The sequence below is a fragment of the Bradyrhizobium guangdongense genome (assembly GCF_004114975.1).
Taxonomy (GTDB): domain Bacteria; phylum Pseudomonadota; class Alphaproteobacteria; order Rhizobiales; family Xanthobacteraceae; genus Bradyrhizobium; species Bradyrhizobium guangdongense.
Map to the genome: position 1 here is coordinate 1,391,321 of NZ_CP030051.1, position 25,227 is coordinate 1,416,547.

The following is a 25,227-nucleotide window of genomic DNA, read 5'->3' on the forward strand; positions in this document are numbered from 1 at the left end:
TGTGATGTCCGTGAAGATGAAGCGTTCCGTCTATGCCGACATGTTCGGCCCCACCACAGGCGACAGGGTGCGGCTCGCCGACACCGATCTCATCATCGAGGTCGAGAAGGATTTCACCACCTACGGCGAAGAGGTGAAGTTCGGCGGCGGCAAGGTAATCCGCGACGGCATGGGGCAGTCGCAGGTGACCAACAAGCAGGGCGCGGCCGACACCGTCATCACCAATGCGCTGATCGTCGATCACTGGGGCATCGTGAAGGCCGACATTGCGATCAAGGACGGCATGATCTCGGCGATCGGCAAGGCCGGCAATCCCGACATCCAGCCTGGCGTCTCCATCATTGTCGGCCCCGGCACCGACGTGATCGCTGGCGAGGGAAAAATCCTCACCGCCGGTGGCTTCGACAGCCACATCCATTTCATCTGCCCGCAACAGATCGAGCACGCGCTGATGTCCGGCGTCACCTCGATGCTGGGCGGCGGAACCGGTCCCTCGCACGGCACCTTCGCCACCACTTGCACGCCCGGCCCCTGGCACATCGCGCGGATGATCCAGTCGTTCGATGCCTTCCCGGTGAACCTCGGCATTTCCGGCAAGGGCAATGCCTCGCGCCCGGCCGCGCTGGTCGAGATGGTCAAGGCCGGCGCCTGCGCGCTGAAGCTGCATGAGGATTGGGGCACGACGCCGGCGGCGATCGACAACTGCCTGTCGGTCGCCGATGATTACGACGTTCAGGTCATGCTGCATTCCGACACGCTGAACGAATCCGGATTCGTCGAGGATACGATCAAGGCCTTCAAAGGTCGCACCATCCATGCCTTCCATACCGAGGGCGCCGGCGGCGGTCACGCTCCTGATATCATCAAGGTCGCCGGCCTGAAGAATGTGCTGCCGTCCTCGACCAATCCGACACGCCCGTTCACGCGCAATACCATCGATGAGCATCTGGACATGCTGATGGTGTGCCATCACCTCGATCCTTCGATCGCGGAAGATCTGGCGTTCGCGGAAAGCCGCATCCGCAAGGAGACCATCGCGGCCGAGGACATCCTGCACGATCTCGGCGCGCTCTCGATGATGTCGTCGGACTCGCAGGCCATGGGCCGCCTCGGCGAGGTCATCATCCGGACCTGGCAGACCGCCGACAAGATGAAGAAGCAGCGCGGGGCGCTGCCGCAGGACAAGGGCAAGGACAACGACAATTTCCGGGTGAAGCGCTACATCGCCAAGTACACCATCAATCCGGCGATCGCGCATGGCGTGTCGAAGCTGATCGGCTCGGTGGAGAAGGGCAAGCTCGCCGATCTCGTGCTGTGGTCGCCGGCCTTCTTCGGCGTCAAGCCGGACTGCATCATCAAGGGCGGCTCGATCGTCGCCGCCCCAATGGGCGATCCCAACGCCTCGATCCCGACGCCGCAGCCGGTGCACTACCAGCCGATGTTCGGTGCCTTCGGCAAGGCGCGTACGGCGTCCTCCGTGGTGTTTACCTCGAAGGCCGCGATCACCGGCGGCCTCGCACGAAAGCTCGGTATCGAGAAGAAGCTCTATGCGGTCCAGAACACCCGCAGCAAGATCTCGAAGAAGAGCATGATCCACAACGACGCCACGCCTGACATCGAGGTCGATCCTGAGACCTATGAGGTGCGCGCCGACGGCGAGCTGCTGACCTGTCCGCCCGCCGAGGTCCTGCCGATGGCGCAGCGATATTTCATGTACTGAAATAGCGTCTGGACGCATGTCCCCGGCGGGTATCCGGGGAGGCTTTTCCGGTTTTGCGTTCGATCCCGGCTGGTCTAATGTCCCGCCCGGTATCGAACCCTTCAGAAGAAAAGCCGGGAGGATTTCTCGTGATCTACGTTGTTGCTACCTTGACCATCAAGCCTGAAACCCGCGCCGAGTTCATTGCCGCCGCCGTCGCCTGCATCAAGGAGACGCGGAAAGAGCCCGGCAATATCGCCTATGATCTGCACGAGAGCGTCACCGATCCCACCAGGATGGTGTTCGTCGAGCAGTGGGAAAATGCCGAGGCGCTGGTGCCGCATCGCGCCCAGGAACACATGAAAACGTTCGGTCGAGTCGCGGTGAAGTGCTTTACCGCTCCGCCGAAGATCGAGATCATCACGCCCGAGAAGGTCGAGACGAGGTAACAGCGCATGATCCGGGCGACGCAGGTTAGGGGACAGCACCGCTTCACGGAAACGCCGGCGGATACGGTCGTGCTCGACTTCGACGATCGGCACCGCCGCCGCATGGCGATGACGGGGACGCGGGGGCTCGAGTTCCTGCTCGACCTGGAGAACGCCGTCGCGCTGCGCGGCGGAGATGCGCTGGTGCTGGAGGACGGAAGGCTGGTCGAGGTGGTCGCGGCGCCCGAGGCGCTGCTCGAGATTCGTGGTCGCGATCCGCACCACCTGATCCGCGTTGCCTGGCATCTCGGCAACCGCCATCTGCCGACGCAGCTGATGGCCAAAGCCTTGCGTATTCGCCGCGACCACGTGATCGAGGCGATGGTGAAGGGCCTCGGCGCGCGCGTGGTCGAGATCGAGGCACCGTTCGATCCCGAAGGGGGCGCCTATGCCGACGCTGGCCATGCGCATGCGCACGACGATAATGCGCATCATGATCATGGTCATCACGGTCATGGCCATCATCACCATGATCATCACGACCACGGCCACGGCCATGACCATGCCGCGCATGACCATGGCCACGATCACCACCATCACGACGATCATTGCGACCATCCCGACCATCACCACGGCCACAAGCATGCTCATGATCACAAATGAGCCTGTCGGCGCGGGCGACCTCGCCGAGCGTGAGGCGGCGGCGCTGTACCGGCTGATGACGTGGTTGTCGCCGGCGTTCCCCGTCGGCGGCTTCTCCTATTCCAGCGGCATCGAATGGGCGGTCGAAGCCGGAGATATCACCGATATCGCGACGCTCGCCGACTGGCTCGATGCCATGCTCGGTGACGGCTCTGGCTTTTGCGACGCGACGTTTCTGGTCCAGGCCTACCGCGCCGCTGAAGCCGGCGAAGACGCCGCCTTGAATAACATCGCAGAGCTCGCGGCCGCCTTTGTGCCGTCGCGCGAGCGGCAGCTCGAGACGACCTCGCAGGGCCGTGCCTTCATCGACATCTCCCGCGCCGCGTGGGATGCCGAGGGTTTGGATGCCATGGTCGCGGCATGCCGCACGCCATTGGTCTATCCCGTCGCCGTCGGGGTCGTCGCCGCGCTGCACGGCGTACCGCTGGCACCGACGCTGCACGCCTTCCTGCATGCGCTGGTCTCGAACTGGATTTCGGCCGCGAGCCGCCTCATTCCGCTCGGCCAGACCGACAGCCAGCGTGTACTGGTGAAACTGGAAGCTGCTGTCGCCGCGACCGCCAATCGTGCGCTGAATGCGATGCTGGACGATCTCGGCAGCGCGACCTTTCGCGCCGATCTCGCCGGTATGCGGCACGAAACGCAATATACGCGGCTGTTTCGCTCGTGAGCACGAGGCCATCCTGTCGCCGGGACGACATCAAGAGAGAGCAATTACATGACAACTTCTCACGGCCCGTTGCGTGTCGGCGTCGGTGGCCCGGTCGGATCGGGCAAGACCGCGTTGATGGATCTGCTCTGCAAGACCATGCGCGAGCGCTACGACATCGCCGCGATCACCAATGACATCTACACCAAATGGGATGCGGAGTTCCTTGTGCGATCGGGATCGCTGACGCCGGACCGCATCGCCGGTGTCGAGACCGGCGGCTGCCCGCACACCGCGATCCGCGAGGACGCTTCGATGAACCTCGCCGCCGTAGCGGATATGCGCGCGAAATTCCCCGAGCTCGACCTCGTGCTGATCGAATCCGGTGGTGACAATCTCGCTGCCACTTTTTCCCCGGAGCTCGCCGACCTCACGATCTATGTCATCGATGTGGCCGCCGGCGACAAGATCCCGTCCAAAGGCGGTCCCGGCATCACCCGCTCAGACCTCCTGGTCATCAACAAGATCGATCTCGCGCCCCATGTCGGGGCGTCCCTCGAGAAGATGAACACCGACGCCAAGCGCATGCGCGGCGAGCGTCCCTTCGTGATGACCAACCTGAAGAAGAGCGAAGGGCTCGACCGTATCGTCGGCTTCATCGAGGCCAAAGGTGGATTGAAACGGGCGGGCTGACGGGCCGCGGCGACATGGCGCAGGCATTTTCTAACGTTAACGTCTGAGGCAAGGCCGGCCAAGCGGAACTAAATTCGGACGTAGCGATTGTCTACCTCCGGTGCCCGGACCAAAGCCGCGGCTTGACGATCGGGGGCAGATTAAGCTTTTTGGGCGACCCAAGTTGCGTATAGATGCCTCCTCCGTCATTATCTCTTTCACGGGGCCCCACCCTGTTTCGGCACATGGCCGTTCGAGCGGCGTTGATATGCTCCGCGTTTATTGCCGACCTCCCGCTTTCGGTTGAGTAGTCCCGTGGTCCGGCTGGGTTTCATCATCGGCTTCATCGCTCTGCTCGGAGCCTTGCTCTCCGGGCTGGCCGCGTATCGCGTTCACGACCAGGAGCTGGCGTTGGACCGGATCGCGCTGGCGCGCGCGATCGATGTTCATGCGAGCCTGGTCCAGGACAGGTCGACTGAGCGCGAGCTGTTGGCGCGTGTCGCGTCAGGCCTGTTCCGCGCGCCCTCGGTGCTGAAGCCCAACATGCTGGAGCCGCTGCGCTCGGCCATCTACGCCTTCAAGACCGATTTTGTCGTGGCCGGCTGGGTTGCCCGTCTGCAGCCGAGCGAACTTGCCGCGGCACAGACCGCGCTCGCGACCGCCGGCTTCCCGAAGCCGCAGATACGCGACTACGGCGACAAGCCGATCGACCCGGCAAGCCTGACCCAGCCGGTCGACGTGCTGATGGACCTCGAGCCGCGCAGCGACGAGACCAAGGGGTTGCTCGGTCGTAGCTTCGATAACGATCCCGTTCGCAGCGCGATGCTGACGCGCGCCAGGGTCGAGAAGCGATCGATCGCCTCAGACCCCGTGCCGCTGCTGCGCGACAACGGTTCGATCGGCGTCATTGTGGCGGCCCCCGTCATTCCCGAAGGTGCAACCGAGCCGGCCGGCTTCGTCACGTTTTCTTACGAGCTGGCCTCGCTGATGCTGACGAATGACGATTTGTCGTTGTTCTCTGTCGCGCTGAAGGACCCGCGCAAGGAAGGCAGCGAGCTCGTTGCCAACGATCAGGGCGTCGTCTCCACCCGCATGACGTCGCCGGAGGGGCCGTCGCCGTCGGCGACCCGCACCATCAGCTTCGGCGGCCGGGACTGGCAGCTCGGCTATTACGCCAAGTCCAATTCGGCGCGTCGCGCCGAGCAGACCGCGATCATTGTCGCCGCCATCGGCTTTGCGATCACCGCGATGGTGTGCGGCCTGTTCGGCTACGTCGCCTACAACAATCTGAGACTCAGCCGCGAGATCCAGGTGCGGATCGGCTTCGAGCGGCGGCTGACCGCGGTGATCGACGAGCTGAATCATCGCGTGAAGAATATCCTCGCGGTGATCCAGTCGATCGTGACGCGCACGCTGCGCCATGGGTCGGACATCGATGTGGCGCGCGAGCTCCTGATCGGCCGCATCCACGCCATGTCCAACGTGGTCTCGCTGCTCAGCGAGAGTCAGTGGCAGGGCGTCAAGCTCAAGGGACTGTTCGAGGCGCGTGCCATTCCGCACGCCGATCGCATCGCCGTCAGCGGCCCGGACATCGCCGTCAGTGCGCGCGCCGCCCAGAGCCTGTCGCTGCTGTTCTTCGAACTCGCGTCGCATTCGGACGAAGGCTTGTCGCTGGTCGGCAAGCATCCGCATATCACCGCGAACTGGACGGTGACGGGCGAAGAAAGCGGCGAGATCTTCCACTTCCGTTGGGAGGAGTTCAACACCAGCGAGGCGACGCGCCGGCCGGATTCGGATTTCGGTCTGATCCTGCTCGACCGGGTCGCTCCGGAAGCGCTTGGCGGCACCGCCAAGCGCTACTTCACCGACGTGTCCTATGTCTACGAGCTGACGGCGCCGATGGAGACGGTCGTTGATATGACCGAGCGCGACCGTACGGACAAGATCTCGGCACCGGTGCGGCCTGCGAAGTAGATCTCGTGCCGGAGCTTGAATTCTAGCCGGGCCGAGCCGCCATTGCCGTCATCTCGAGTTTGACGTTCGGTCCGAGATCGGCCACGCCGACGGCGGCGCGCGCCGGCAGGTGAGCTTCGGCGAAATGCGCCTTCCAGGCGGCATTGAACGCAGCCTTCTCGCTCAGGTCGGTCATGAAGATGGTCACCTGCAAGACCTTGGACATATCTGATCCGAGAGTCGCCAGCAGGCGCGACATCTGGCCGAGCACATCGTTAGCCTGGCCAGACATATCGAGGCTCGTGTCCTCGGGGACGATTCCACCGATGTAAAGCACACCTGCATGCTCGACCACCTCGTGGAGCAAGCCTTCGTACGGCAAGATGCGTTTGATCATGACGAGAATGGTGCTCCTGTCGAAAGAGGGATGAGATTGGCCGAATCCAGCGCCGGTCTAGAACTTCGGCCGCAGCACCAGGTCGACCAGATTGCGCGCGTAGGCCGGCGTGATCGGCGCGATACCGAAGACGTAGCGGTAGAACAGGCTGCCATAGATGGCGTCGTACAGATCTTCCGGCGGGCCTTCGGCGAGAATGCTGCCATCCTTTTGCCCGGCGGCAATCATCTCCACCAGCGCGTCGCGGCGGAATTGCAGGTAGCGGGCATAGAACAGTTCGGCCGAGCCGGTTTTCGAGATGCATTCGGAGATGACGGCCAGCTGCACCTTGCCGAACTCGCCTTGCAAGGCCTCGGCATAGGCCGCGGCATGGCGGCGCGTGCGCGCCGCGGGCGTGCCCGCGCTCACCGGGGGCAGCGGCAGCATTTGGGCTGCCTGATGGAGAAAGGCGTCGATCAGCAGCGCCTCTCGCGAGGGCCACCATTTGTAGATCGTCATCTTGGAGACGTTGGAATGGCGTGCGATCGCATCAATCGTGGTTGCGACAAGGCCGGTTGCGGCCATCAGCGTGTAGGCGCTTTCGAGAATGGCGTTGCTGGTCTCGATCGAACGCGGCCGGCCGCGCCGGGGAGCGCCCTCGGCCGCATCGCTCGTGTCTTTCGCCATGACCAAGCCGGTCTCTCCTCGTGCAGAGGCCGCCATTCCGCGGCAGCCTCGTCACGCATAGCGTAGCGGGGGGCTCCGGCCTAGCGAAATCGCGCGGTCGTTGCGGCTAGGCCCGTTGACGCAAGGCCGCCGGCTCGTCCTGCCGCTTCGACCAGGAGATATAATAGGCCACAGCCGTCATCGCAGCGAAACCGACGAGGCTCACGCCGATCTGCATCACGACCAGATTGGCGCCGGTGATCAGGATGAGATGACCGGCGAAGGACAGGAATACGGCGACGCAGAATACGGCGAGCCATTCCTCGCCGCATTTGATGACCATCCGGAGCGGCTTCAATTGCAGCCCCGGATGGTCGGCCGGAATGACATAGGTTGCGATGAAGGCGAGCGCCAGGAAATGGACCACGCGATAGGGCGCGAGATTTTCCTTGTCGGTCGGCGAGATGCCGTTGAGCACGACATCAGGGAGATAGGCGGACAACGCCGGCGAATGGCGCATCAAGGTGATGGCCATCGCCGACAGCAGATAGACACCCGCGAGTGCACGCAGCCAGGACAGATTGCGCAAGCCGTGGCCCGAGGCGCCGGTGACCGCGAACCAGCCGCCCAGCACCATCAGCATCTGCCAGCAATACGGATTGAACGTCCATTCCCGGTCGGGAAAAGCGTGAAAATTCCAGCCGAACCAGCGCGCCGCGAGATACAGCGCGACCGAGGCAGCCAGCGTCAGGTTTGGGTGTCGTAGCAGACCCCACAAGGCGAACGGGAAGAACGCCATCAGCGGAATCATCAGCTGCAGGAGGTCGAGATTGAGCGGCTCCTCCTGTAGCACCAGTCCCTGGACCAGGATGCGCAGCGGGTGCTCGAGAATTCCCGAGATGTTGTATTCCTCGATGATCTCAGGCGCCATCGATTGAGAGGCGACGTAGGCAATGGCGTCGATATAAATCACGAACAGGACGACATAGGCCGCATAGAGCCGCCAGACCCGGCGGAAGATGCGGGTCGCGGCAACGACATAGCCGCGCTCGAATGCCATCCTGCCGTAGATGATGGCCACCCCATAGCCCACCACGAACACGAACAGGTCGGCCGCGCCGCTGAAGCCGAAATTGCGCAGCGTCAGCAAGTTGACGACATTATCGGGGATGTGGTCGACGAAGACCGACCAGTTTGCAATGCCGAGCGTCAAATAGAGCCTGGCGTCGTGTTGAAATGCGGCAAGGTTCGCCTTGACGGACGGTTTCATCGTGAAATTGACTTCTGGAATCAGGGGCGATGCTTGTAGCGGCAACCGCCAGCCTATCCGAGTAGCGATTGCGTGAGGCCGGACGGATTTACCGCGCCTTATGAAAATTTCGCAGAGGCGGGCCATCGGATTCCTGCCAGCCGGCGTCTCCCGGCCCGCAGCGCAACTTTCTTAATGCGGTCTCACTCTTACTCCGCCGGCTCGGCCGAAGTCTCGTCGATAGCGCCGCCGCGGCTTGCCATGATTCCGAGCGCGACGCCACCGATCGCCAGGATCGGCAGCAGCCGCTTGACGCCGATGGCGCGGACGATCTGCAGGCCTGTGGCGAGCAGCATGGGATCGGCGAGCATGCTCGGGGCCGCCTTCGCGGCGCGCTCGGCGGCGAGATGAGCTTCCCGACGCAGCTCTCGCTTGTAGGCCCAATAGCTCACTGCCGCGGTCAGGGTCAGCAGGAAAAAGACACCGGCACCTGCGAGGCAAGCCTGCACCGGACCGTATTTCTCCAGGACCGAGATAAAGGCCGCCGCGCACAGGAAGCACGTGGTGATGAAGAGTGCGAAGGCCGCGCCCGCTGCCAGCGAGGTCAGCCGGACCGTCGTGCCGGTTGAGGCACTGATGCCGTCGAGAATACGCTGAAACATGGCCTAGCTCCTCAAATCACGCGTCGCCATAAGCCGGCACCGGCGGCGCTGCCGCCGCGCTGTGCTTCCAAGATTGCTTCGCCTCTCACCGGCGCCAGGCGAACCCGATCAGGAAGCCGATGCCGAGGGCAATGCCGACGGTGGCGAGCGGCCGCTGCGTGATCGCGTCTTCGAGTGTTTCCTCGATCGAGCCGTAGGCGTCCTGCGCCGCGTCCATCATCGCGCTGCCCCGCTCCGAGAAATCGTCGAGCGTCGTATCCATGTTGTCGCGTGCCTGCTTGTAACCGCGCCGCGCCTGCTTGCTCGTGGCGTTGGCGAAGGTATTGAGCGCGTCGGTGATCTGGTCGGTGAGGGCGGCGATATCGCTTTTCACGGCTGCTACATCCTTCTCGAGACGTTCTGCATTGGCCTTGTCAGTCCAGCCTCTCATCCCGGCTTCGGTATCGGTCGTTGACATCGGGTGCTCCGAGCTGTTCGGCGGTTGAGATGGGCGGAAAACGTTTCGTCGAGACGGAAGTTCCGTCGCGGAAACCAGTCATTCCTCCGGCAACTGCGGCGAGTTCTCCGGCAACAGATGTTCCTTGAGGATCAATCCGACGATCAACAGCGGCGACGACAGGAACGCGCCCATCGGTCCCCACAGCCAGGTCCAGAACGCCAGCGCGACGAAAACGGCGAGCGCATTCAGCGCCAGTCTGCGACCGATAATGGTGGGCGTGACGAAATGCCCTTCCAGGAAGGTGATGCCGCCGAAGGCGATCGCCGCGGCGAGCCCGCCGCCGATGGTCGGAAAGGTCAAAACGCCGACGAGGGCCAATATGAGGAACATCGCGACCGGGCCGATGATCGGGATGAAGTTGAGCGTTGCAGCAAGGGCGCCAAGGCCGGCCGGATTGGGCATGCCCGTGATTGCGCAAACGATACCGGCCGCAATGCCCACGCCGACATTGATGATGGTCACCGTCAGCAGATAGTTGCCGAGATGGACCTCGATCTCGTTCAGGATTCGCAGCGTGCGCAGCCGGGCATCGCGCTCGGCGAACGTCATGATCAGCGCTCGCCGCAGATCGCGCCAGCTGGCGATGAACAGGATCAGGGTTGCGAAGAACAGCAGGAATTCGGCAAAGGTCGGCGACAGGAATTCCAGCGTCGGCTGCACCCATTCGATCTTGGGGAGCTGAAAGTTTGGCAGCCCGTCGGAGCCGCCGAGCATGCTTTGGAGCTCCCGCCAGAGTGACAGGGGACGGTCGAAGACGTGCATCTTGTCCTTGAGCTGGCCCGCAAGCTGCGGCAGGCGGGAGCTCCAATCCATCACTGGTGAAGCAATGAGTGCGAAGATGAACGCGACGATTGCGCTCACCGCGGCCACGATGAGCACGGCCCCGACGGCCCGCGGCACGCGACGCTTTTCCAGGAAGGTCGCGGCCGGCGACAGCATTGTACCGGCGACCACGGCCATGACGACAGGCAGGAAGAACGCCTTGGCGAAATAGAGCACCGCGACCACGGCGATCAGGAGCAGGCCGGCAAGGGCAAAGGCAACGAACTCGGTTCGCCGGATCACCGGCGGCAATTCGGCATGGCTGTCAGGGAGCGGGGTGCCCTCGTCGGGGCCGGACATCAGTCGTTCAGTGGGAAGGACGCGCACAATTTCTCTCCCCGCGCGGAAGTCTCCGTGCGCCCATTGATGGCATTGAAACGCACGAGCGGGCGCCGCGGTTCCATCTCGGCCTCGTGAAGTGGTGATCGCTTGACTGTGACACGCCGGTCGCAGCCGTCATCGGAACTTGAGTCGTCACCGCCGCGTTGAGGCGACAGCAGCATCACCCAGATGCACACATCCAACGGGGCACCACATGACAACGTTCTCCGGAATCCGTCGCAGCGTCTCGCCGCGCGTCGTCACCGCTTGTGCATTCGCGACAGCTTTGCTGGCCGTTCCGTTCACGGCTCAGGCGCAAACGCTGGGCTATGCGCCGATGCAGCCGCAGGCCTATCAGCAGGACCCGTCCTACGCGCAGGGTTACACCGGCGCGGCGCCGCAAGCCGCCGACGAGGATGCGGCGCTGCCGGATCGCCTTCGCCGGCAGATCGTGAGTTTCGACCGCAGCGAGCCGGCCGGCACCATCGTCATCGATACCGCGAACACTTATCTCTATTATGTGCTCGGGAACGGGCGGGCCATCCGCTATGGCGTCGGCGTCGGCCGCGAGGGATTTACCTGGTCGGGCGTGCAGAGCGTCAGCCGCAAGGCGGAATGGCCGGACTGGCATCCGCCGGCAGAGATGATCGCGCGCCAGCCCTATCTGCCGCGCTTCGTGGCCGGAGGGCCCGGAAATCCGCTGGGTGCCCGTGCGATGTATCTCGGCTCCAGCGAATACCGCATCCACGGTACTAACGATCCCACCACCATCGGCAAGTTCGTCTCCTCCGGCTGTATCCGCCTCACCAATGAGGACGTGACCGATCTGTTCAGCCGCGTCAGCGTCGGTACCAAGGTCGTGGTGCTGCCGAAGAACGCGCCGCTGATGGCGCGCGGCGGCGACGGCGTGCGCAAGCGGCCGGCGGTCACGACGCTGCCCTCGGGGCGCCAGGCGCTGAACGTCCCGGCGCCGTCGGTGGACTGAAGAGACTAAGTGAGGTCATATGATGAGACGTTCGATCAGCAGGCTGGCTTGCGGAACGGCCGCATTCGTCGCGATTGCTTCGCTTGGCCTCGCGCTGACGCCTTCGGCGCGTGCGGAGGATTTCTTCTCGGCGCTGTTCGGTGGCTTCCGCATGCGGCCGCCGCCGGAGATCAGGGTGCCGTTCCCGAACGACGACGGGCCGCGCTACGATGCGCCGCGCCAGCGCGCGTCCTATGGTGGCGGCACGGCCTATTGCGTGCGCGGCTGCGACGGGCGCTACTTCCCGGCGCAAGGCAATGATGCCGAGAGCAAGGCGCAATCCTGCAAGAGCTTCTGCCCGGCGACGGAGACCTCGCTGGTCTATGGCAACGATATCGACGACGCCACCACCGACAAGGGAAAATCCTATTCCGACCTGCCCAACGCCTTCCGCTATCGCAAGGAGATCGTCGCAGGCTGTACCTGCAACGGCAAGGATCCGGTGGGGCTCGCCCAGCTCAAGATCGACGACGATCCGACCCTGCGCAAGGGCGATATCGTTGCGGGCGCCGACGGCCTCGTCGTCGCCAATCGCAACGCCAACGATCGCCGCGGCGTCGCGATGAACTTCTCGCCGTTGCCTGACAAGATGCGCGCCAAGTTCCGCCAGATGCCGGTGGTGGCGAAGGAGTAGCGGGCTTCTTACGCGGCGCGGATCTTGCCGAGGAAGTCGCTGACCTCGTGGCCGAGCTGGCGGCTTTGGCGCTCCAGCACTTCCGAGGCGCTCTTCACATTGTCGGCAGCCGCGGCTGCCGCATCCGCATCCGCCTTCACGCCGGTGATGTTATCCGAGACGTTCTTGGTCCCCTGAGCGGCATATTGGGTACTGCGCGTGATCTCCTGCGTCGCGGCGCCCTGCTCCTGCACGGCGGCGGCGATCGCGGTAGCGACCTCGTTGACCTCGCCGATGATGCCGCCGATCGCCTGGATCGCGTTGATGGCGTCGCCGGCGACCTTCTGGATGTCGGCGATCTGCTCCGAGATTTCCTCGGTCGCCTTTGCGGTCTGGCTTGCCAGCGACTTCACCTCGGAAGCGACCACAGCGAAGCCCCGCCCTGCTTCACCGGCGCGGGCAGCTTCGATCGTGGCGTTGAGCGCGAGCAGATTGGTCTGCGCCGCGATCGTATTGATCAGGCCGACGACTTCGCCGATGCGGCCTGCGGATTGCGCCAGGCCCTGAACGGTGCCGTCGGTCTCACGTGCCTGGGTGACGGCACGGCTGGCGATGCCTGCGGCATGAGCGGCCTGCTGGCTGATGTCGTTGATCGAGGCGGACAGCTCTTCCGCGGCCGCCGCGACGCTGTCGACGCTCATGGAGGCGTCGCTGGAGGCCTTGCCGGCCACCTGCACCCGGTCGTTGGTTTGGCGCGACACCGCGGAGAGATCGCCCGAGGTCTTGCGCATCTGCCCCGACGCATCGTTCAGTTCGCCAAGCGTGTTACGCACTGCGCTCTCGAACTCGCCGACATAGGCTTCGACCGCGCGCTGGCGCGCGGCGGCGCCCGCATTGCGCTCGCGCTCCTGCTCTTCGATCCTGAGCTTGTCGGCGGCCTGCTGCTTGAACGTCTCGAGCGCGCCGGCCAGGGCGCCGATTTCGTCCCTGCGATCGAGATAGCCGCTGTCGACCGCAAGATCGCCGCCGGCGACCTTCAGCATCGCGTCGCGGATGGTGTTGAGCGGCTTGATGACGCGGCGGCTGACCAGCACGTTCGCGCCGACCGCAAGGGATACCGCGAGCGCGAGCAGCACCAGCTGCAGGATCAGTGCACGCTCCGCGGCGCCGCGCTGCTCCTGCGTATGGATTTTGGCGGCGTCGAGCGCGGCTTCGGCCACGGAGACCGCGCTGGCCATGCGGCCGACCGTGAGCGGGCTCCACTGGTTCGCGGTCATTTCGGCCTTCTCGCCCTTGAGCAGTGCGTCGGCGAGGCGGTCGCGCAGGCCCAGATATTGCGGCTCGAAATAGGCGGTCTTGGCCGCGGCCATGGCTGAGGTGAGCGCCGGTGGCAATTGCATGCCGGACGTCGACAGCTCCAGCGCCTTCCACATCGCAGCCGTTCCGCCGACATATTGGGTGTAGCTGTAGCGCCCCTCGGGCGTGATCTTGCCGGCCGCAAGTCCGGTCGAAACGATCAGCGAAGCCTCCCCAGCCGTGTTGCGCAGCAGCCAGGCGTTCTGCTTGATCGACAGCAACTGGTCGATCTCGGCGTCCTGATGGTTGACGGTGGCGGCCAACGTGTTCGAGAGATTATCGAGCACGTCAAGCAGCCCCTGCGTCGTCTCCATGTATTCCTTGGTCAGCCCCGCGCGGCGCTGCTCCTTTGGCTTGGCCACGTTCTCCCAGAATTCCTTCTGTTCCTCGATCAGCAACTTGTTGAGGCGCGCCAGCTCCGGCACCAGCGTGCCGGATTGTGGGAAATCCATGCCGGGCAGCAGGACCAGCGCCCGTGCCATGGCCGGCATCTGCGCATCACGCAGCGCGCGGAGGTACTTCTCGATCTCGGAGTCCATCGGCTCGGTCGCATTCAGGAGCCGCGAGGTTGTCGAGCGGTCGGTGCGCAGATTGTGCATTGCCTTGAACAGATCGGCGGAGGCGTCGGCGATCTGCGAAATGCGGTTGGCGGTCTTGAGGCGATCCCACGAGCCGTAGGCCGTGAGCGAGAGCGTGATTACCACGCAGACCGACGTGATCGCGATCACTGCCTTCAGCAGCGCAGATACGGTCAGGCGATTAAGCATCGAAGTCCCCCAAATTCCCATTTCGAAGTTCGCAAGCCCCGGCAAAATCGAGAAACAGGGGGCGTGTCACGATCGGCAATCACATCGTTCGCGGCTCGGGCCAGCGACGGTCTGCGATATCTGAAATGAAAAGGGTAAAATTCTAAGCAGACGCTCAGCCGGTAGAATTACGCATTTACTAGAAGTTGCAAGAGGTTGCGTTGGTGGAACCGATATGCGAGACAAACGTTAGGACCTCGTTAGCAATTGCCTGAAGGGGGCCCTGCGATGCTGGTCGGCGTACTCGTCACCTTTCTCGTCGTCATTCTCGTGCTCTATCTCATCAACATGCTGCCGATGGACGGCCGCGCCAAGCAGATTGCGCGCGTTATCGTCATCATCATCGGCATCGTTTCGCTGCTGAAATATCTCGCGGTGTTCTAGCCCGCTTTCTGATGCCGCAGCAAAAAAGCCCCGGCTTGTGCCGGGGCTTTTGATGTTCCAACAATCGGTCTCAAACCAGCGCCTTGGCCTCGCGGCGGCGCGCGGTCAGGATGTATTCCGTATAGCCGTTCGGCTGCTCGCGTCCCCTAAAGATGAGATCGCAGGCGGCCTTGAAGGCGACGCCGTCGAAGGCGGGCGCCATCGGCTTGTAGATCGGGTCGCCCGCGTTCTGCTGGTCGACGACGACGGCCATACGCTTGAGCGATTCCATCACCTGCGCTTCCGTGATCACGCCCTGGTGCAGCCAGTTGGCGAGATGCTGGCTGGAGATGCGCAAGGTTGCGCGGTCTTCCATCAGGCCGACATCGTGAATGTCAGGCACCTTGGAGCAGCCGACGCCCTGGTCGATCCAGCGCACGACATAGCCGAGAATACCCTGGCAGTTGTTGTCGATCTCCTGCTTGACGTCGTCAGGCGCCCAGTTCGATTTCGACACCGGAATGGTGAGGATGTCCGACAGCTTGGCGCGCGGGCCGCCCTTGGTCAGCTCCTGCTGGCGCGCGATGACGTTGAGCTGGTGGTAGTGCAGGGCGTGCAGCGTGGCCGCGGTCGGCGAGGGCACCCAGGCGGTGGTGGCGCCGGCCTGCGGATGGGCCAGCTTCTGCGCCAGCATGTCCGCCATCTTGTCCGGCGCGGCCCACATGCCCTTGCCGATCTGGGCATGGCCGGGCAGGCCGTCGATCAGGCCCATGTCGACGTTCCAGTCCTCGTAGGCCTTGATCCAGGCCTGCGCCTTCATCTCGTTCTTGCGGATCATGGGACCCGCCTCCATCGAGGTGTGGATCTCGTCGCCGGTGCGGTCGAGGAAGCCGGTGTTGATGAACATGATGCGCTTGGAGGCGCGCTGGATGCAGGCCTTGAGGTTGACGGTGGTGCGCCGTTCCTCGTCCATGATGCCGACCTTGAGCGTGTTCTCGGGAAGGCCCAGCATCTTCTCGACCCGGTCGAAGATCTCGCAGGTGAACGATACCTCGTCGGGGCCGTGCATCTTCGGCTTGACGATATAGGCAGATCCCGTGCGGCTGTTCCTGACCTTGGAATTGCCCTTGAGGTCGTGAATGGCAAGCAGCCCGGAGACGGCGGCGTCAAGCAGGCCTTCCGGCACTTCCTCGCCCTTCTCGTCGAGCACCGCGTCGGTGAACATGTGGTGACCGCAATTGCGCATCAACAGCAGGCTGCGGCCGTGCAGCTTCAGTTCGCCCTTGCCGTCCGGCGTCTTGTAGCTGCGATCCGCATTGAGCGAGCGCGTCAGCGTCTTGCCGCCCTTCTCGAAATCGGCGGATAGCGTGCCGTTCATCAGGCCGAGCGTGTTGCGGTAGACCAGCACCTTGTCCTCGGCATCAACCGCGGCAACCGAGTCTTCCATGTCGAGGATGGTCGAGACCGCGGCTTCCATGATCATATCGGCGACGCCGGCGGGATCGTCCTTGCCGATCGTGCTGCTGCGGTCGATCTTCACCTCGACATGCAGGCCGTTGTTGACGAGCAGCACCGCTGATGGTGCGGCCGCATCGCCCTGAAAGCCGGCGAATTGGGTGGCGTTCTTCAGCGCGGTGGCGTTGCCGCTCTTCAGCTTCACCGCGAGCTGGCCGGCGACGACGCTATAGGCGGTGACGTCGGTGTGGCTGCCGGTCGCGAGCGGCGCGGCGGTATCGAGGAACGCCTTGGCCTTGGCGATCACCTTGTCGCCGCGCGCCTTGTTGTAACCCTTGCCACCCTCGGACGGATCATGCGGGATCGCGTCGGTGCCGTAGAAGGCGTCGTAGAGCGACCCCCAGCGCGCATTTGCAGCGTTCAGCGCATAGCGCGCGTTAGTGAGGGGGACGACCAGCTGCGGACCGCAGATCTTGCCGATCTCTTCATCCACATTGGCGGTTTCGACCTTCTGTGTCGCCGGTTCGGGGACGAGGTAGCCGATCTCCTTCAGGAAGGCGGTGTAGGCGTCGAGGTCGAAGGCCTTGCCCTTGTGGGCGCGGTGCCAGTCGTCGATCTTGCCCTGGAGCGTGTCGCGGAAGGCGAGCAGCGAGCGGTTCTTCGGCCCCAATTCCTTGATGATGGCGGCAACCCCGGCCCAGAACGCATCCGGCGCGATCCCCGTTTTGGGGGCGGCTTCCTTGGCGATGAAATCGAAAAGGACAGGGGCGATCTTCAATCCGTGGGCGTCGACGCGTTTCATGATGGGCTTTCTTGTTGGAAATGGCTGTTTTTTGGCTGCTTTTGACCCGTCAGCAGCAAAATGCGCCCACGCGGGGCGGCTTTCGGGACCTATTAGCCCCAAAATCGGGGCGCTGAGAAGACCCCCCGGGGGTTGTCAAAATGTCAAGGAAAGGTGGGGGCGCGATACAAGCGGTCGAGCCAACGTCGCGCCACGCGCAACTGCGCTCCCTCCCCCCTTGTGGGGTAGGACGGGGGAGAGGGGTAGCCCAGGAAAAGGTGTTTGTTATCGCGAAGAAGATCTTTTGCGTGATCGCTAGAGTCCCCGCGCGGCACCCCTTTCCCTAACCCTCCCCCACAACGGGAGGGGGAGGGAACGCATTATCCGTGTGGTGGCAGTGCTCTAACCAAGGAAAGTGAGCCTCAAATATTCGCGGCGAGGTCCACGACTTCGTCGAACAGCACGCCCGATGACTTCAGCATCTGTTCGATCTCGTCGGCGGCCTCCGCGACTGTTCGCGTCGACGTGTCGATCACGAGCTCGGCAGCGTGCGGCGCCTCATAGTCGTTGCCGATGCCGGTGAACGACGCCAGCGCGCCCGCGCGGGCCTTCTTGTAGTGGCCTTTGGGATCGCGCTCCTCGCAGACCTCGGCCGGTGTCGCGACATGGATCTCGCGGAACGCGGTGTCGGCGATGCGGCGCGCGATGGCACGGTCCTCGCGGGCCGGGGAGACCGCCGCGACGATCGCGATATGGCCGTTGCGCGCGAGATGCGTCGCGACCTCGGCAAGCCTGCGGATGTTCTCGCTGCGGTCGGCGGCGGAGAAGCCGAGATCGCTGTTGAGGCCGGCCCGCAGCGTGTCGCCGTCGAGCAGGATCGGCGAGCCGCCATTGCTGAACAGCCGGCGTTCCAGCGCCTTTGCCAGCGTCGACTTGCCTGAGGCGGGAAGGCCGGTGAGCCAGACCACGGCGCCGTTGTGATGGTAGCGCGCTGAGCGCTCGTCCGGCCGCAGCGCGGATTCCACCGGAACAATATCGACCGGCACGGCGCGTTGGCCGGCGTCGACCGACAGCACCAGGCCGCCGCCGGCGATACGTCCCGACACCTCGATCACGAGGCGTCCGGTGCGCGGATTATCAGTGTAGGGATCGGTGGCAATCGGGTTCGACAGCGAGATATCGATTTCGCCGACATGGTTGCGGCCGATCGCCTTGTTCTCGCTGCTCGAGAGCTCGCCGGGATCGACGGCCTTCTCGATCGCGACGACGGTGGCGCGGCTTTCCTTCGGCCCCGACCGCACCAGCAACTGGTCGCCCCTGGCGAGCGGCTTGTCGTGCAGCCAGAAGATCCGCGCGCGCAGGCGGCGCGTCTCGCGCGGGGCAGCGTTCGCGTGGGCGATGATGTCGCCGCGTTCGATGAACAATTCGCGGTCGAGCGTGATGCCGACTGAACGGCCCGCGCCCTGCCGTCCTGCGACCGGCGTGACCGGCCAGCTCTCGACCGTCTTGATCCTGGCGATCTTGCCGGCCGGCATGATCACGATCTCGTCGCCCGCAACCAGGCTGCCGGACTCGATGCGGCCGGCGACGATGCGGCGGTCGTCGAACTTGTAGATGGCCTGCACCGGCAGGCGCAGCGCCAAGGCTTCCAGGGGCCGTGCCGGTTCGAGGGCGTCGAGCGCCTCGACTACGGTCGGACCCTTGTACCAGCCGATGCGGCCGGTACGTTCGGCGACGCCATCGCCATCGCGCGCGGAAATCGGGATCACGGCCGTCGGCTTCACACCAAGACCGCTCAGATGGGCCGAGATCTCGTCGCTGATCGCCTTGAAACGCTCGGCGCTGAAATCGACGCGGTCCATCTTGTTGACGACGACTGCGACCTGCTTCACGCCGAGCAGGTGCAGCAGATAGCCGTGCCGCCTCGTCTGGTCGCGCACGCCTTCGAGCGCATCGATGATCAGCACCGCGCCGTCGGCCTGCGAGGCGCCGGTGATCATGTTACGCAGGAATTCGGCGTGGCCGGGCGCGTCGATCAGTACGATGTCGCGCGAATTGGTGCGGAAGCGGATCTGCGTGGTGTCGATGGTGATGCCCTGGTCGCGCTCGGTCTGCAGCGCGTCGAGCAGGAACGACCATTCGAACGGCATGCCGCGCCGAGCGCTGACGGCCTTCAGCATTTCGAGCTTGCCCTCGGGCAGGCTGCCGGTCTCGTGCAGGAGGCGGCCAACCAGCGTCGACTTGCCGTGATCGACATGGCCGACGATGACGATGCGAACCTGCGGACGGGTGGTGCCGTTCGGCGTGGCGGGCGAAGTCGGGGTGACGAGCATGTTCATGACCGCGTGCGTCCTTCAGGGATCAGAGATAGCCGGCGACGCGCAGGCGCTCGAAAGCGTCTTCGGTCTCGTGGTCGAGCGCACGGCCGGCGCGCTCCGGCACCTTGGTCTGCTCGAGCTCGATCAGGATCTCGTCGATCGTCGACGCATTCGAGTTCACGGGATTGGTGATGTCCTGATCACCCAGCGAGCGGTAGCGCTTGCCGTTCTTGGCGAGATACAGCGGGATGATCGGGATGTTCTCGCGCTTGGTGTAGGCCCAGATATCGGCCTCGGTCCAATGCAGGATCGGATGGATGCGCAAATGCGCGCCTTGCGGCGGCGAGGCGTTGAAATGATCCCAGAACTCCGGCGGCTGGTCGCGCACGTCCCAATTGCCTTCGAGGCCGCGCGGCGAGAACACGCGCTCCTTGGCGCGGGTTGCTTCCTCGTCGCGGCGGATGCCGGCGATCAGGCCGTCGAAGCCGTATTTGGCCAGCGCCATCTTCAGGCCTTCGGTCTTGCGCGCTGCGGAACGGGCGGCCGGCGGCAGCGTCGGGTCGACGGCGTCGATGGGCGGGCAGGGCTCGACGCGCAGGTCGAGATCCCATTCCTTTCCGTAATGATCGCGGAAGCGGTACATCTCCGGAAACTTCTTGCCGGTGTCGACATGGAGGGCCGGGAACGGCATGCGGCCGAAGAACGCCTTGCGCGCCAGCCAGATCATGACGTTGGAGTCCTTGCCGAGCGACCACAACAGGGCGATCTTCTTCAACCGGGCAAAGGCCTCACGGAAGATGTAGATGCTCTGCGCCTCGAGCTGGTCGAGATGGTCCATGCTGGGCGCAACGTCGGCGGAAAATTCTTGCGAGCCCGAGCGTCCGATGAAGGCCGGGCTGCTCACTCCGATGTCCGCGGAATCGTCCTTGAGAAGATGCATCTCTGCCACTTTGCGTTTGGAGGCGAAAATTCTATAGTTGCAGTGCCGAAGAGAAGAAAAAATTTTCTCTTTGCGCGCTCGAAACGACACATATATAGAAAATAATTCCAGTCAACCCCGAATTGGGGGAAGCGAGTATCGCATGCGGTTCCTGCCGGTGTTTCTCGATCTCAAGGCCGGTCCGGTGGTCCTCATCGGCGCGGGTGAGCTGTTGCGCGCAAAATTGCGTGTGCTCGCGGCGGCCGGGGCGCGCGTTCGCGTGCATGCGATCGACGGCGATCATGAACTGGGCCTCAGCGCCGAGGACATCGCGCGTGTCGAGATCGCGACCTGTGATCCGCTGACCGCTGATCTCTCCGGCGTCATTGCCATCGTCTGTGCGGGAGCGGGCGACGTCGGCGTTGCCATGTCGGCGCGGGCGAAGTCGCTCGGTCTGCCCGTCAACGTCATGGACGATCTCGAACATTCCAGCTTCATCTTTCCGGCTATCGTCGACCGCGGCGATGTGGTGGTCGCGGTCGGCACGGGTGGCACATCGCCGGTGGTGGCGCGGCGCGTGCGCGAGAAGATCGAGGCGCTGCTGCCGGCGCGCATTGGCGAACTCGCCGAGTTCATCGGCAGCTTCCGCAAATCCATCAACGAGCGCATCGCCGAGTTTCCGCTGCGCCGCCGCTTCTGGGAGCGCGTCATCGACGGCCCGATCGGCGCCGCCGTGCTCGCCGGTCGCAAGGCCGAAGCGGATGCATCGCTCAAGGCGATCTCCGATCCGTCCGCGTTCGCGCGCGCCGACAAGCCGGAAGGCTCGGTGGCGCTGGTCGGTGCCGGACCCGGCGATCCCGACCTTCTCACCATCAAGGCGCTACGCGCTGTGCAGGACGCCGACATCGTCTTTCACGATGAGCTGGTCTCGCCTGAGATTCTCGACCGCATCCGCCGCGATACCACACGCGTTGCGGTCGGCCGGCGTGTCGGCAAGCCCGGCATAGGCCAGGATGCCATCAACAAACGCATGATCGAGGCCGCGCGATCGGGCCAGCGCGTGGTGCGGCTGAAGGGCGGCGATCCCTTCGTGTTCGGCCGCGGCGGCGAAGAGGTCGAAGCGCTGCGGGCGGCCGGGATCGCCTATTCGGTCATTCCAGGCATTACCGCAGGACTCGGCGGCGCCGCCGATTTCGAGGTGCCGCTCACCTATCGTCACGAAGCGACCCGCATCACCTTCCTCACCGCGCACAAGGCACGCGATGCGGAAGCGGTGGATTGGTCGACCCTGACCGACACCAGGATGACCGTCGTCGTTTACATGGGCATGACCGCGGCGCCGGCCGTGCGCGCCGGCCTGTTCGCGGCCGGCCGATCCCCGGAAACGCCGGTCGGCGTGTTCGCCCGCGTCACGCGGCCCGATGCGCAGAGCGCGATCGGTACGCTGCGCGACCTACCCGAGCTCGTGCGGCGGATCGATGGCGGTCCCGCCATTCTCATCATCGGCGACGTGGTCCGGCATGCCGGTACGCTTCGCCGTCAAACACCCAACCAAATCATCTCTGACCTATTGGATGCAGCCGAATGACCTCTCCGCTCGAACAGAAGAAGATCAAGATCGCCGGCCCCTCGGTGGTGACCGCCAACCGCACCTGGGACGGCATCGTGGTGTATCGCACCGCCGCCAAGAGCTGGTCCGCGGACCTCTCGGAAGCCGCCATCGTGCGCAACTCCGACGAAGCCAAGGCGTTGCTCGCGGAATCGGTCGCCGATGACGTCGGCGCCATCGGTCCCTATATCGCGCCGGTGCAGGTCGGCGACGACGGCAAGATCGAGCCCGGCAATCTGCGCGAACAGATCCGCCGCACCGGCGTGACCATCGGACAGCCGGCCCAGCTTTAAGGCATTCGCTTATGTACGCTTACGACGAAATCGACCGCACGCTCGTCAACGAGCGCGTCTCGGAGTTCCGCGACCAGGTGAAGCGCCGTCTCTCGGGCGAGCTCACCGAGGACGAGTTCAAGATCCTGCGCCTCCAGAACGGCGTGTATCTGCAGTTGCACGCCTACATGTTCCGTGTTGCCATCCCGTACGGCACGCTGGCAACCAACCAGCTGCGGGCGCTCGCCCATGTCGCACGTAAATACGATCGTGGTTACGGCCATTTCACGACTCGGCAGAACATCCAGTTCAACTGGATCAAGCTCGCCGAGCTGCCGGACGCGCTGGCCGATCTCGCCAGGGTCGGCATCCATGCGATGCAGACCTCCGGCAACAACATGCGCAACGTGACCTCCGATCAGTGGGCCGGCGTCGCCCCCCGCGAGATCGAGGACCCGCGCATCTGGTCGGAGCTGATCCGCCAGCACACCACGCTGCATCCGGAATTCTCGTTCCTGCCGCGCAAGTTCAAGATCGCGATCACCGCGTCGGACCACGACCGCGCCGCGATCAAGATCCACGACATAGGCCTGCGGCTGGTCAAGAACGAGAAGAACGAGACCGGCTTCGAAGTGCTGGTCGGCGGCGGCCTCGGCCGCACGCCGTTCATCGCCAAGACCATCAAGCACTTCGTGCATGGCCGCGATATCCTCAGCTATATCGAAGCGATCCTGCGCGTCTATAACCAGTACGGCCGCCGCGACAACATCTACAAGGCGCGCATCAAGATCCTGGTCCACGAGCTCGGCATCGAGAAATTCTCGCGCGAGGTCGAGGAGGAGTGGCAGCACATCCGCAACTCCTCGCTCCAGATCGACGACGAGGTGATCGAGGACATCCGCTCGCGCTTCACTTATCCGGCTTACGAGAAGCTGCCGCACATGCCGGACGAGCTGCGCCAGGCCGCGGCCGACCCCGACTTCGAGGCGTGGCGCAAGAACTCGGTGGCCCCGCACAAAGTCCAGGGCTATTCCATCGTCACCATCTCGCTGAAACCGATCGGCAAGCCGCCGGGCGATGCGACGGCCGAGCAGATGGATGCGCTGGCCGATCTCGCCGACATCTATTCCTTCGGTGAGATCCGCGTCGGCCACGAGCAGAATTTGGCGCTGCCGCACGTCGCCAAGCGCGACCTGCCGGCGCTGTGGAAGGCGCTCGACAAGCTCGGGCTGGCGACGCCCAATGTCAATTTGATCACCGACATCATCGCCTGCCCGGGTCTCGACTATTGCTCGCTGGCAAATGCGCGCTCGATCCCGATCGCGCAGGAGCTGTCGCGGCGCTTCGCCAACCACGAGCTCGCCAATCTGATCGGCCGGCTGCACATCAACATCTCCGGCTGCATCAACGCCTGCGGCCATCATCATGTCGGCCACATCGGCATTCTCGGCGTCGAGAAGAACGGCGAAGAGGTCTATCAGATCACCATCGGCGGCCGCGCCGACGAGGGCGCTGCGCTCGGCACCCTGATCGGCCCCGGCGTCAAGTTCGACGAAGTTGCCGACGTCATCGAGGACGTCGTGGAAGCCTATCTCGCGCTGCGCGAGCGGCCCGAAGAGCTGTTCATGGACACCGTGAAGCGCCTTGGCGTCGAACCCTTCAAGGAGCGCGTCTATGCCACTCGTTAACGGCGGAAAAATCGTCGACGACAGCTTCGTCAAGCTTGCCGTCGACACGCCGCTGCCGGAGAGCGGCGACATCCTGGTCCCAGCCGAGCGCTTCATTGCCGAGGCGGATGCGCTGCTCAAGCGCCCCGGCAAGGTGGGCGTGATCTGGCCTAACAACCGCGACATCGACGAACTCGTGCCGTATCTCGGCAAGGTCGCCGCCGTCGCGCTGGTATTCCCGACCTTCCGCGACGGACGCGCCTACAGCCAGGCGCGGCTGCTGCGCGAGCGTTACAACTATCGCGGCGAGCTGCGCGCGACCGGCCAGATCCTGCGCGACCAGTTCGTGTTCATGCTGCGCGCCGGGTTCGATTCGTTCGAGGTCAAGAAGCAGGCGGATGCGGAAGCCTTCATGCAGACCGCAAAACGCTATTCGGTGTTCTACCAGCCGACCGGCGACGGCCGCATCACGGCGCTGCACCGGCGCATGCAGCTGCGTCATTCCGAAGGTGTCGGCACGTGAACGCCATCGGCCCCCAGATCTCGTCCGCTGCCCCGCAGCCTTCGGCGGCAGAGCTCGATCGGAGCTTGCGCGATGCCTCGCCTGCGGAGGTCATCGCTGCCGCGCTGGAGGCGGTCGGTCGCGACAAGCTCGCGCTGGTGTCGTCCTTCGGCACGGAATCGGCGACGCTGCTCAAGGTCATGGCGGACGTTGATCCGGCGATCCCCGTGATCTTCCTCGATACCGGCTGGCTGTTCGAGGAGACGCTGGCCTATCGCGATACCCTTATCGCGACGCTGGGCCTGAAGGACGTCCGCTCGATCAAGCCGGCGGAGGAGACGTTGTCGCGCGAAGATCCCGACCGCGAGCTCTGGTTTTCCGATCCGGATGTCTGCTGCCGTATCCGCAAGGTCGAACCGCTGGCGCGTGCGCTAAAGCCATTCTCGGCCTGGCTCAACGGGCGCAAGCGGTTTCAGGGCAATGCGCGTTCGGACATTCCCGTGGTCGAGGATGATGGCGCACGGTTGAAGTTCAATCCGTTTGCGAATGTCTCGCGCGAGGAACTCGAGGCGATTTTCGTCCGCGCCAAATTGCCGCGCCATCCACTCGTGGCGTCCGGCTTTCGCTCGGTCGGGTGTATGCCTTGCACCAGCAGAACGGCCGAAGGCGAGGATGAGCGCGCGGGTCGCTGGCGCGGCCGCGCCAAGACGGAATGCGGCATCCACACGATGAAGATTTCGTAGTACGGTCGCGCTGCGATCTCGCGAACAAGAGAATCCGGTTCCGTTGACTTGAGAGCATTTCGCCGCGAGTTTCACCTGCATGCCTTCGTCGACATCGGCGT

At 64.2% G+C, this 25,227-nt stretch carries 24 protein-coding genes; 14 read left to right on the forward strand and 10 right to left on the reverse strand.

What is annotated here, in order from left to right; all coding sequences use genetic code 11:
- Nucleotides 1–4 precede the first annotated feature (4 nt).
- From ureC to X265_RS06670, 6 genes are all read left to right on the forward strand, one after another.
- Entirely contained in the window at nucleotides 5–1,720 is a 1,716-nt protein-coding gene (gene ureC / locus X265_RS06645) for an urease subunit alpha (RefSeq protein ID WP_128964084.1), read from the forward strand.
- 128 nt (nucleotides 1,721–1,848) lie between these two features.
- Entirely contained in the window at nucleotides 1,849–2,148 is a 300-nt protein-coding gene (locus X265_RS06650; RefSeq protein ID WP_128964085.1) for a putative quinol monooxygenase, read from the forward strand.
- 6 nt (nucleotides 2,149–2,154) lie between these two features.
- Complete coding sequence (ureE, locus tag X265_RS06655; protein ID WP_128964086.1) at nucleotides 2,155–2,790, forward strand: urease accessory protein UreE; 636 nt, start codon at nucleotides 2,155–2,157, stop codon at nucleotides 2,788–2,790.
- Complete coding sequence (locus X265_RS06660) at nucleotides 2,771–3,499, forward strand: urease accessory protein UreF (RefSeq protein WP_128969160.1); 729 nt, start codon at nucleotides 2,771–2,773, stop codon at nucleotides 3,497–3,499. Before ureE ends, X265_RS06660 begins: the two co-directional genes overlap by 20 nt.
- Nucleotides 3,500–3,547: 48 nt before the next feature.
- On the forward strand, nucleotides 3,548–4,171 hold the full coding sequence (gene ureG, locus X265_RS06665; protein ID WP_128964087.1) for an urease accessory protein UreG: 624 nt from the start codon (nucleotides 3,548–3,550) through the stop codon (nucleotides 4,169–4,171).
- Between the two features lie 294 nt (nucleotides 4,172–4,465).
- Nucleotides 4,466–6,124 carry a CHASE domain-containing protein gene (locus X265_RS06670; RefSeq protein ID WP_128964088.1) on the forward strand — a complete coding sequence of 553 codons (1,659 nt, stop codon included), beginning with the start codon at nucleotides 4,466–4,468 and terminating at the stop codon, nucleotides 6,122–6,124.
- Between the two features lie 22 nt (nucleotides 6,125–6,146).
- Here X265_RS06670 and X265_RS06675 read toward each other — a convergent pair whose 3' ends face one another.
- From X265_RS06675 to X265_RS06700, 6 genes are all read right to left on the reverse strand, one after another.
- Nucleotides 6,147–6,500 carry a RidA family protein gene (locus X265_RS06675; protein ID WP_128964089.1) on the reverse strand — a complete coding sequence of 118 codons (354 nt, stop codon included), beginning with the start codon at nucleotides 6,498–6,500 and terminating at the stop codon, nucleotides 6,147–6,149.
- Nucleotides 6,501–6,557: 57 nt separating this feature from the next.
- Nucleotides 6,558–7,166, reverse strand: a complete 609-nt coding sequence (locus X265_RS06680) for a TetR/AcrR family transcriptional regulator (protein ID WP_164938450.1) — start codon at nucleotides 7,164–7,166, stop codon at nucleotides 6,558–6,560.
- Between the two features lie 106 nt (nucleotides 7,167–7,272).
- Nucleotides 7,273–8,415, reverse strand: coding sequence for an OpgC domain-containing protein (locus X265_RS06685; RefSeq protein ID WP_128964091.1), 1,143 nt, complete (start codon nucleotides 8,413–8,415; stop codon nucleotides 7,273–7,275).
- Nucleotides 8,416–8,603: 188 nt separating this feature from the next.
- Complete coding sequence (locus X265_RS06690) at nucleotides 8,604–9,056, reverse strand: hypothetical protein (protein WP_128964092.1); 453 nt, start codon at nucleotides 9,054–9,056, stop codon at nucleotides 8,604–8,606.
- An 85-nt stretch (nucleotides 9,057–9,141) separates the two neighbouring features.
- Nucleotides 9,142–9,513 carry an ElaB/YgaM/YqjD family protein gene (locus X265_RS06695; protein WP_128964093.1) on the reverse strand — a complete coding sequence of 124 codons (372 nt, stop codon included), beginning with the start codon at nucleotides 9,511–9,513 and terminating at the stop codon, nucleotides 9,142–9,144.
- A 78-nt stretch (nucleotides 9,514–9,591) separates the two neighbouring features.
- The gene (locus tag X265_RS06700; RefSeq protein ID WP_128964094.1) at nucleotides 9,592–10,704 is read right to left on the reverse strand and encodes an AI-2E family transporter; all 1,113 of its coding nucleotides are present in this window, start codon (nucleotides 10,702–10,704) and stop codon (nucleotides 9,592–9,594) included.
- Nucleotides 10,705–10,912: 208 nt separating this feature from the next.
- On the opposite strand from X265_RS06700, the gene X265_RS06705 reads away from it, so the two are divergent.
- Complete coding sequence (locus tag X265_RS06705; protein ID WP_128964095.1) at nucleotides 10,913–11,683, forward strand: L,D-transpeptidase; 771 nt, start codon at nucleotides 10,913–10,915, stop codon at nucleotides 11,681–11,683.
- A 19-nt stretch (nucleotides 11,684–11,702) separates the two neighbouring features.
- Nucleotides 11,703–12,356: a DUF2865 domain-containing protein gene (locus X265_RS06710; protein WP_128964096.1), complete on the forward strand. Its 654-nt coding sequence runs from the start codon at nucleotides 11,703–11,705 to the stop codon at nucleotides 12,354–12,356.
- 8 nt (nucleotides 12,357–12,364) lie between these two features.
- Here the strand turns inward: X265_RS06710 and X265_RS06715 are convergent, their stop codons facing one another.
- Nucleotides 12,365–14,458, reverse strand: coding sequence for a methyl-accepting chemotaxis protein (locus tag X265_RS06715; protein WP_128964097.1), 2,094 nt, complete (start codon nucleotides 14,456–14,458; stop codon nucleotides 12,365–12,367).
- A gap of 267 nt (nucleotides 14,459–14,725) precedes the next feature.
- Here X265_RS06715 and X265_RS06720 point away from each other — a divergent pair, with 267 nt between their 5' ends.
- Nucleotides 14,726–14,881: a Thivi_2564 family membrane protein gene (locus X265_RS06720; RefSeq protein ID WP_008546817.1), complete on the forward strand. Its 156-nt coding sequence runs from the start codon at nucleotides 14,726–14,728 to the stop codon at nucleotides 14,879–14,881.
- 70 nt (nucleotides 14,882–14,951) lie between these two features.
- Here X265_RS06720 and X265_RS06725 read toward each other — a convergent pair whose 3' ends face one another.
- The 3 genes from X265_RS06725 to cysD form a co-directional block, all read right to left on the reverse strand.
- Nucleotides 14,952–17,117 (reverse strand): malate synthase G, encoded by a 2,166-nt coding sequence (locus X265_RS06725; RefSeq protein ID WP_128964098.1) that lies wholly within the window; start codon nucleotides 17,115–17,117, stop codon nucleotides 14,952–14,954.
- 401 nt (nucleotides 17,118–17,518) lie between these two features.
- Complete coding sequence (cysC, locus tag X265_RS06730; protein ID WP_128964099.1) at nucleotides 17,519–19,435, reverse strand: adenylyl-sulfate kinase; 1,917 nt, start codon at nucleotides 19,433–19,435, stop codon at nucleotides 17,519–17,521.
- A 22-nt stretch (nucleotides 19,436–19,457) separates the two neighbouring features.
- A complete protein-coding gene (gene cysD / locus X265_RS06735; RefSeq protein WP_092293395.1) occupies nucleotides 19,458–20,252 on the reverse strand; it encodes a sulfate adenylyltransferase subunit CysD in 795 nt (264 codons plus the stop codon).
- 244 nt (nucleotides 20,253–20,496) lie between these two features.
- Here cysD and cysG point away from each other — a divergent pair, with 244 nt between their 5' ends.
- From cysG to X265_RS06760, 5 genes are read left to right on the forward strand one after another with little or no spacing between them, the layout of a single operon-like run.
- Nucleotides 20,497–21,921, forward strand: coding sequence for a siroheme synthase CysG (gene cysG / locus X265_RS06740; protein ID WP_128964100.1), 1,425 nt, complete (start codon nucleotides 20,497–20,499; stop codon nucleotides 21,919–21,921).
- On the forward strand, nucleotides 21,918–22,235 hold the full coding sequence (locus X265_RS06745; protein ID WP_128964101.1) for a DUF2849 domain-containing protein: 318 nt from the start codon (nucleotides 21,918–21,920) through the stop codon (nucleotides 22,233–22,235). The genes cysG and X265_RS06745 overlap by 4 nt, the downstream gene beginning before the upstream one ends.
- An 11-nt stretch (nucleotides 22,236–22,246) precedes the next feature.
- Nucleotides 22,247–23,902, forward strand: a complete 1,656-nt coding sequence (locus tag X265_RS06750; protein ID WP_128964102.1) for a nitrite/sulfite reductase — start codon at nucleotides 22,247–22,249, stop codon at nucleotides 23,900–23,902.
- The gene (locus tag X265_RS06755) at nucleotides 23,889–24,404 is read left to right on the forward strand and encodes a DUF934 domain-containing protein (protein WP_128964103.1); all 516 of its coding nucleotides are present in this window, start codon (nucleotides 23,889–23,891) and stop codon (nucleotides 24,402–24,404) included. The genes X265_RS06750 and X265_RS06755 overlap by 14 nt, the downstream gene beginning before the upstream one ends.
- Entirely contained in the window at nucleotides 24,401–25,126 is a 726-nt protein-coding gene (locus X265_RS06760) for a phosphoadenylyl-sulfate reductase (protein WP_128964104.1), read from the forward strand. The genes X265_RS06755 and X265_RS06760 overlap by 4 nt, the downstream gene beginning before the upstream one ends.
- The last annotated feature ends 101 nt before the right edge of the window (nucleotides 25,127–25,227 follow it).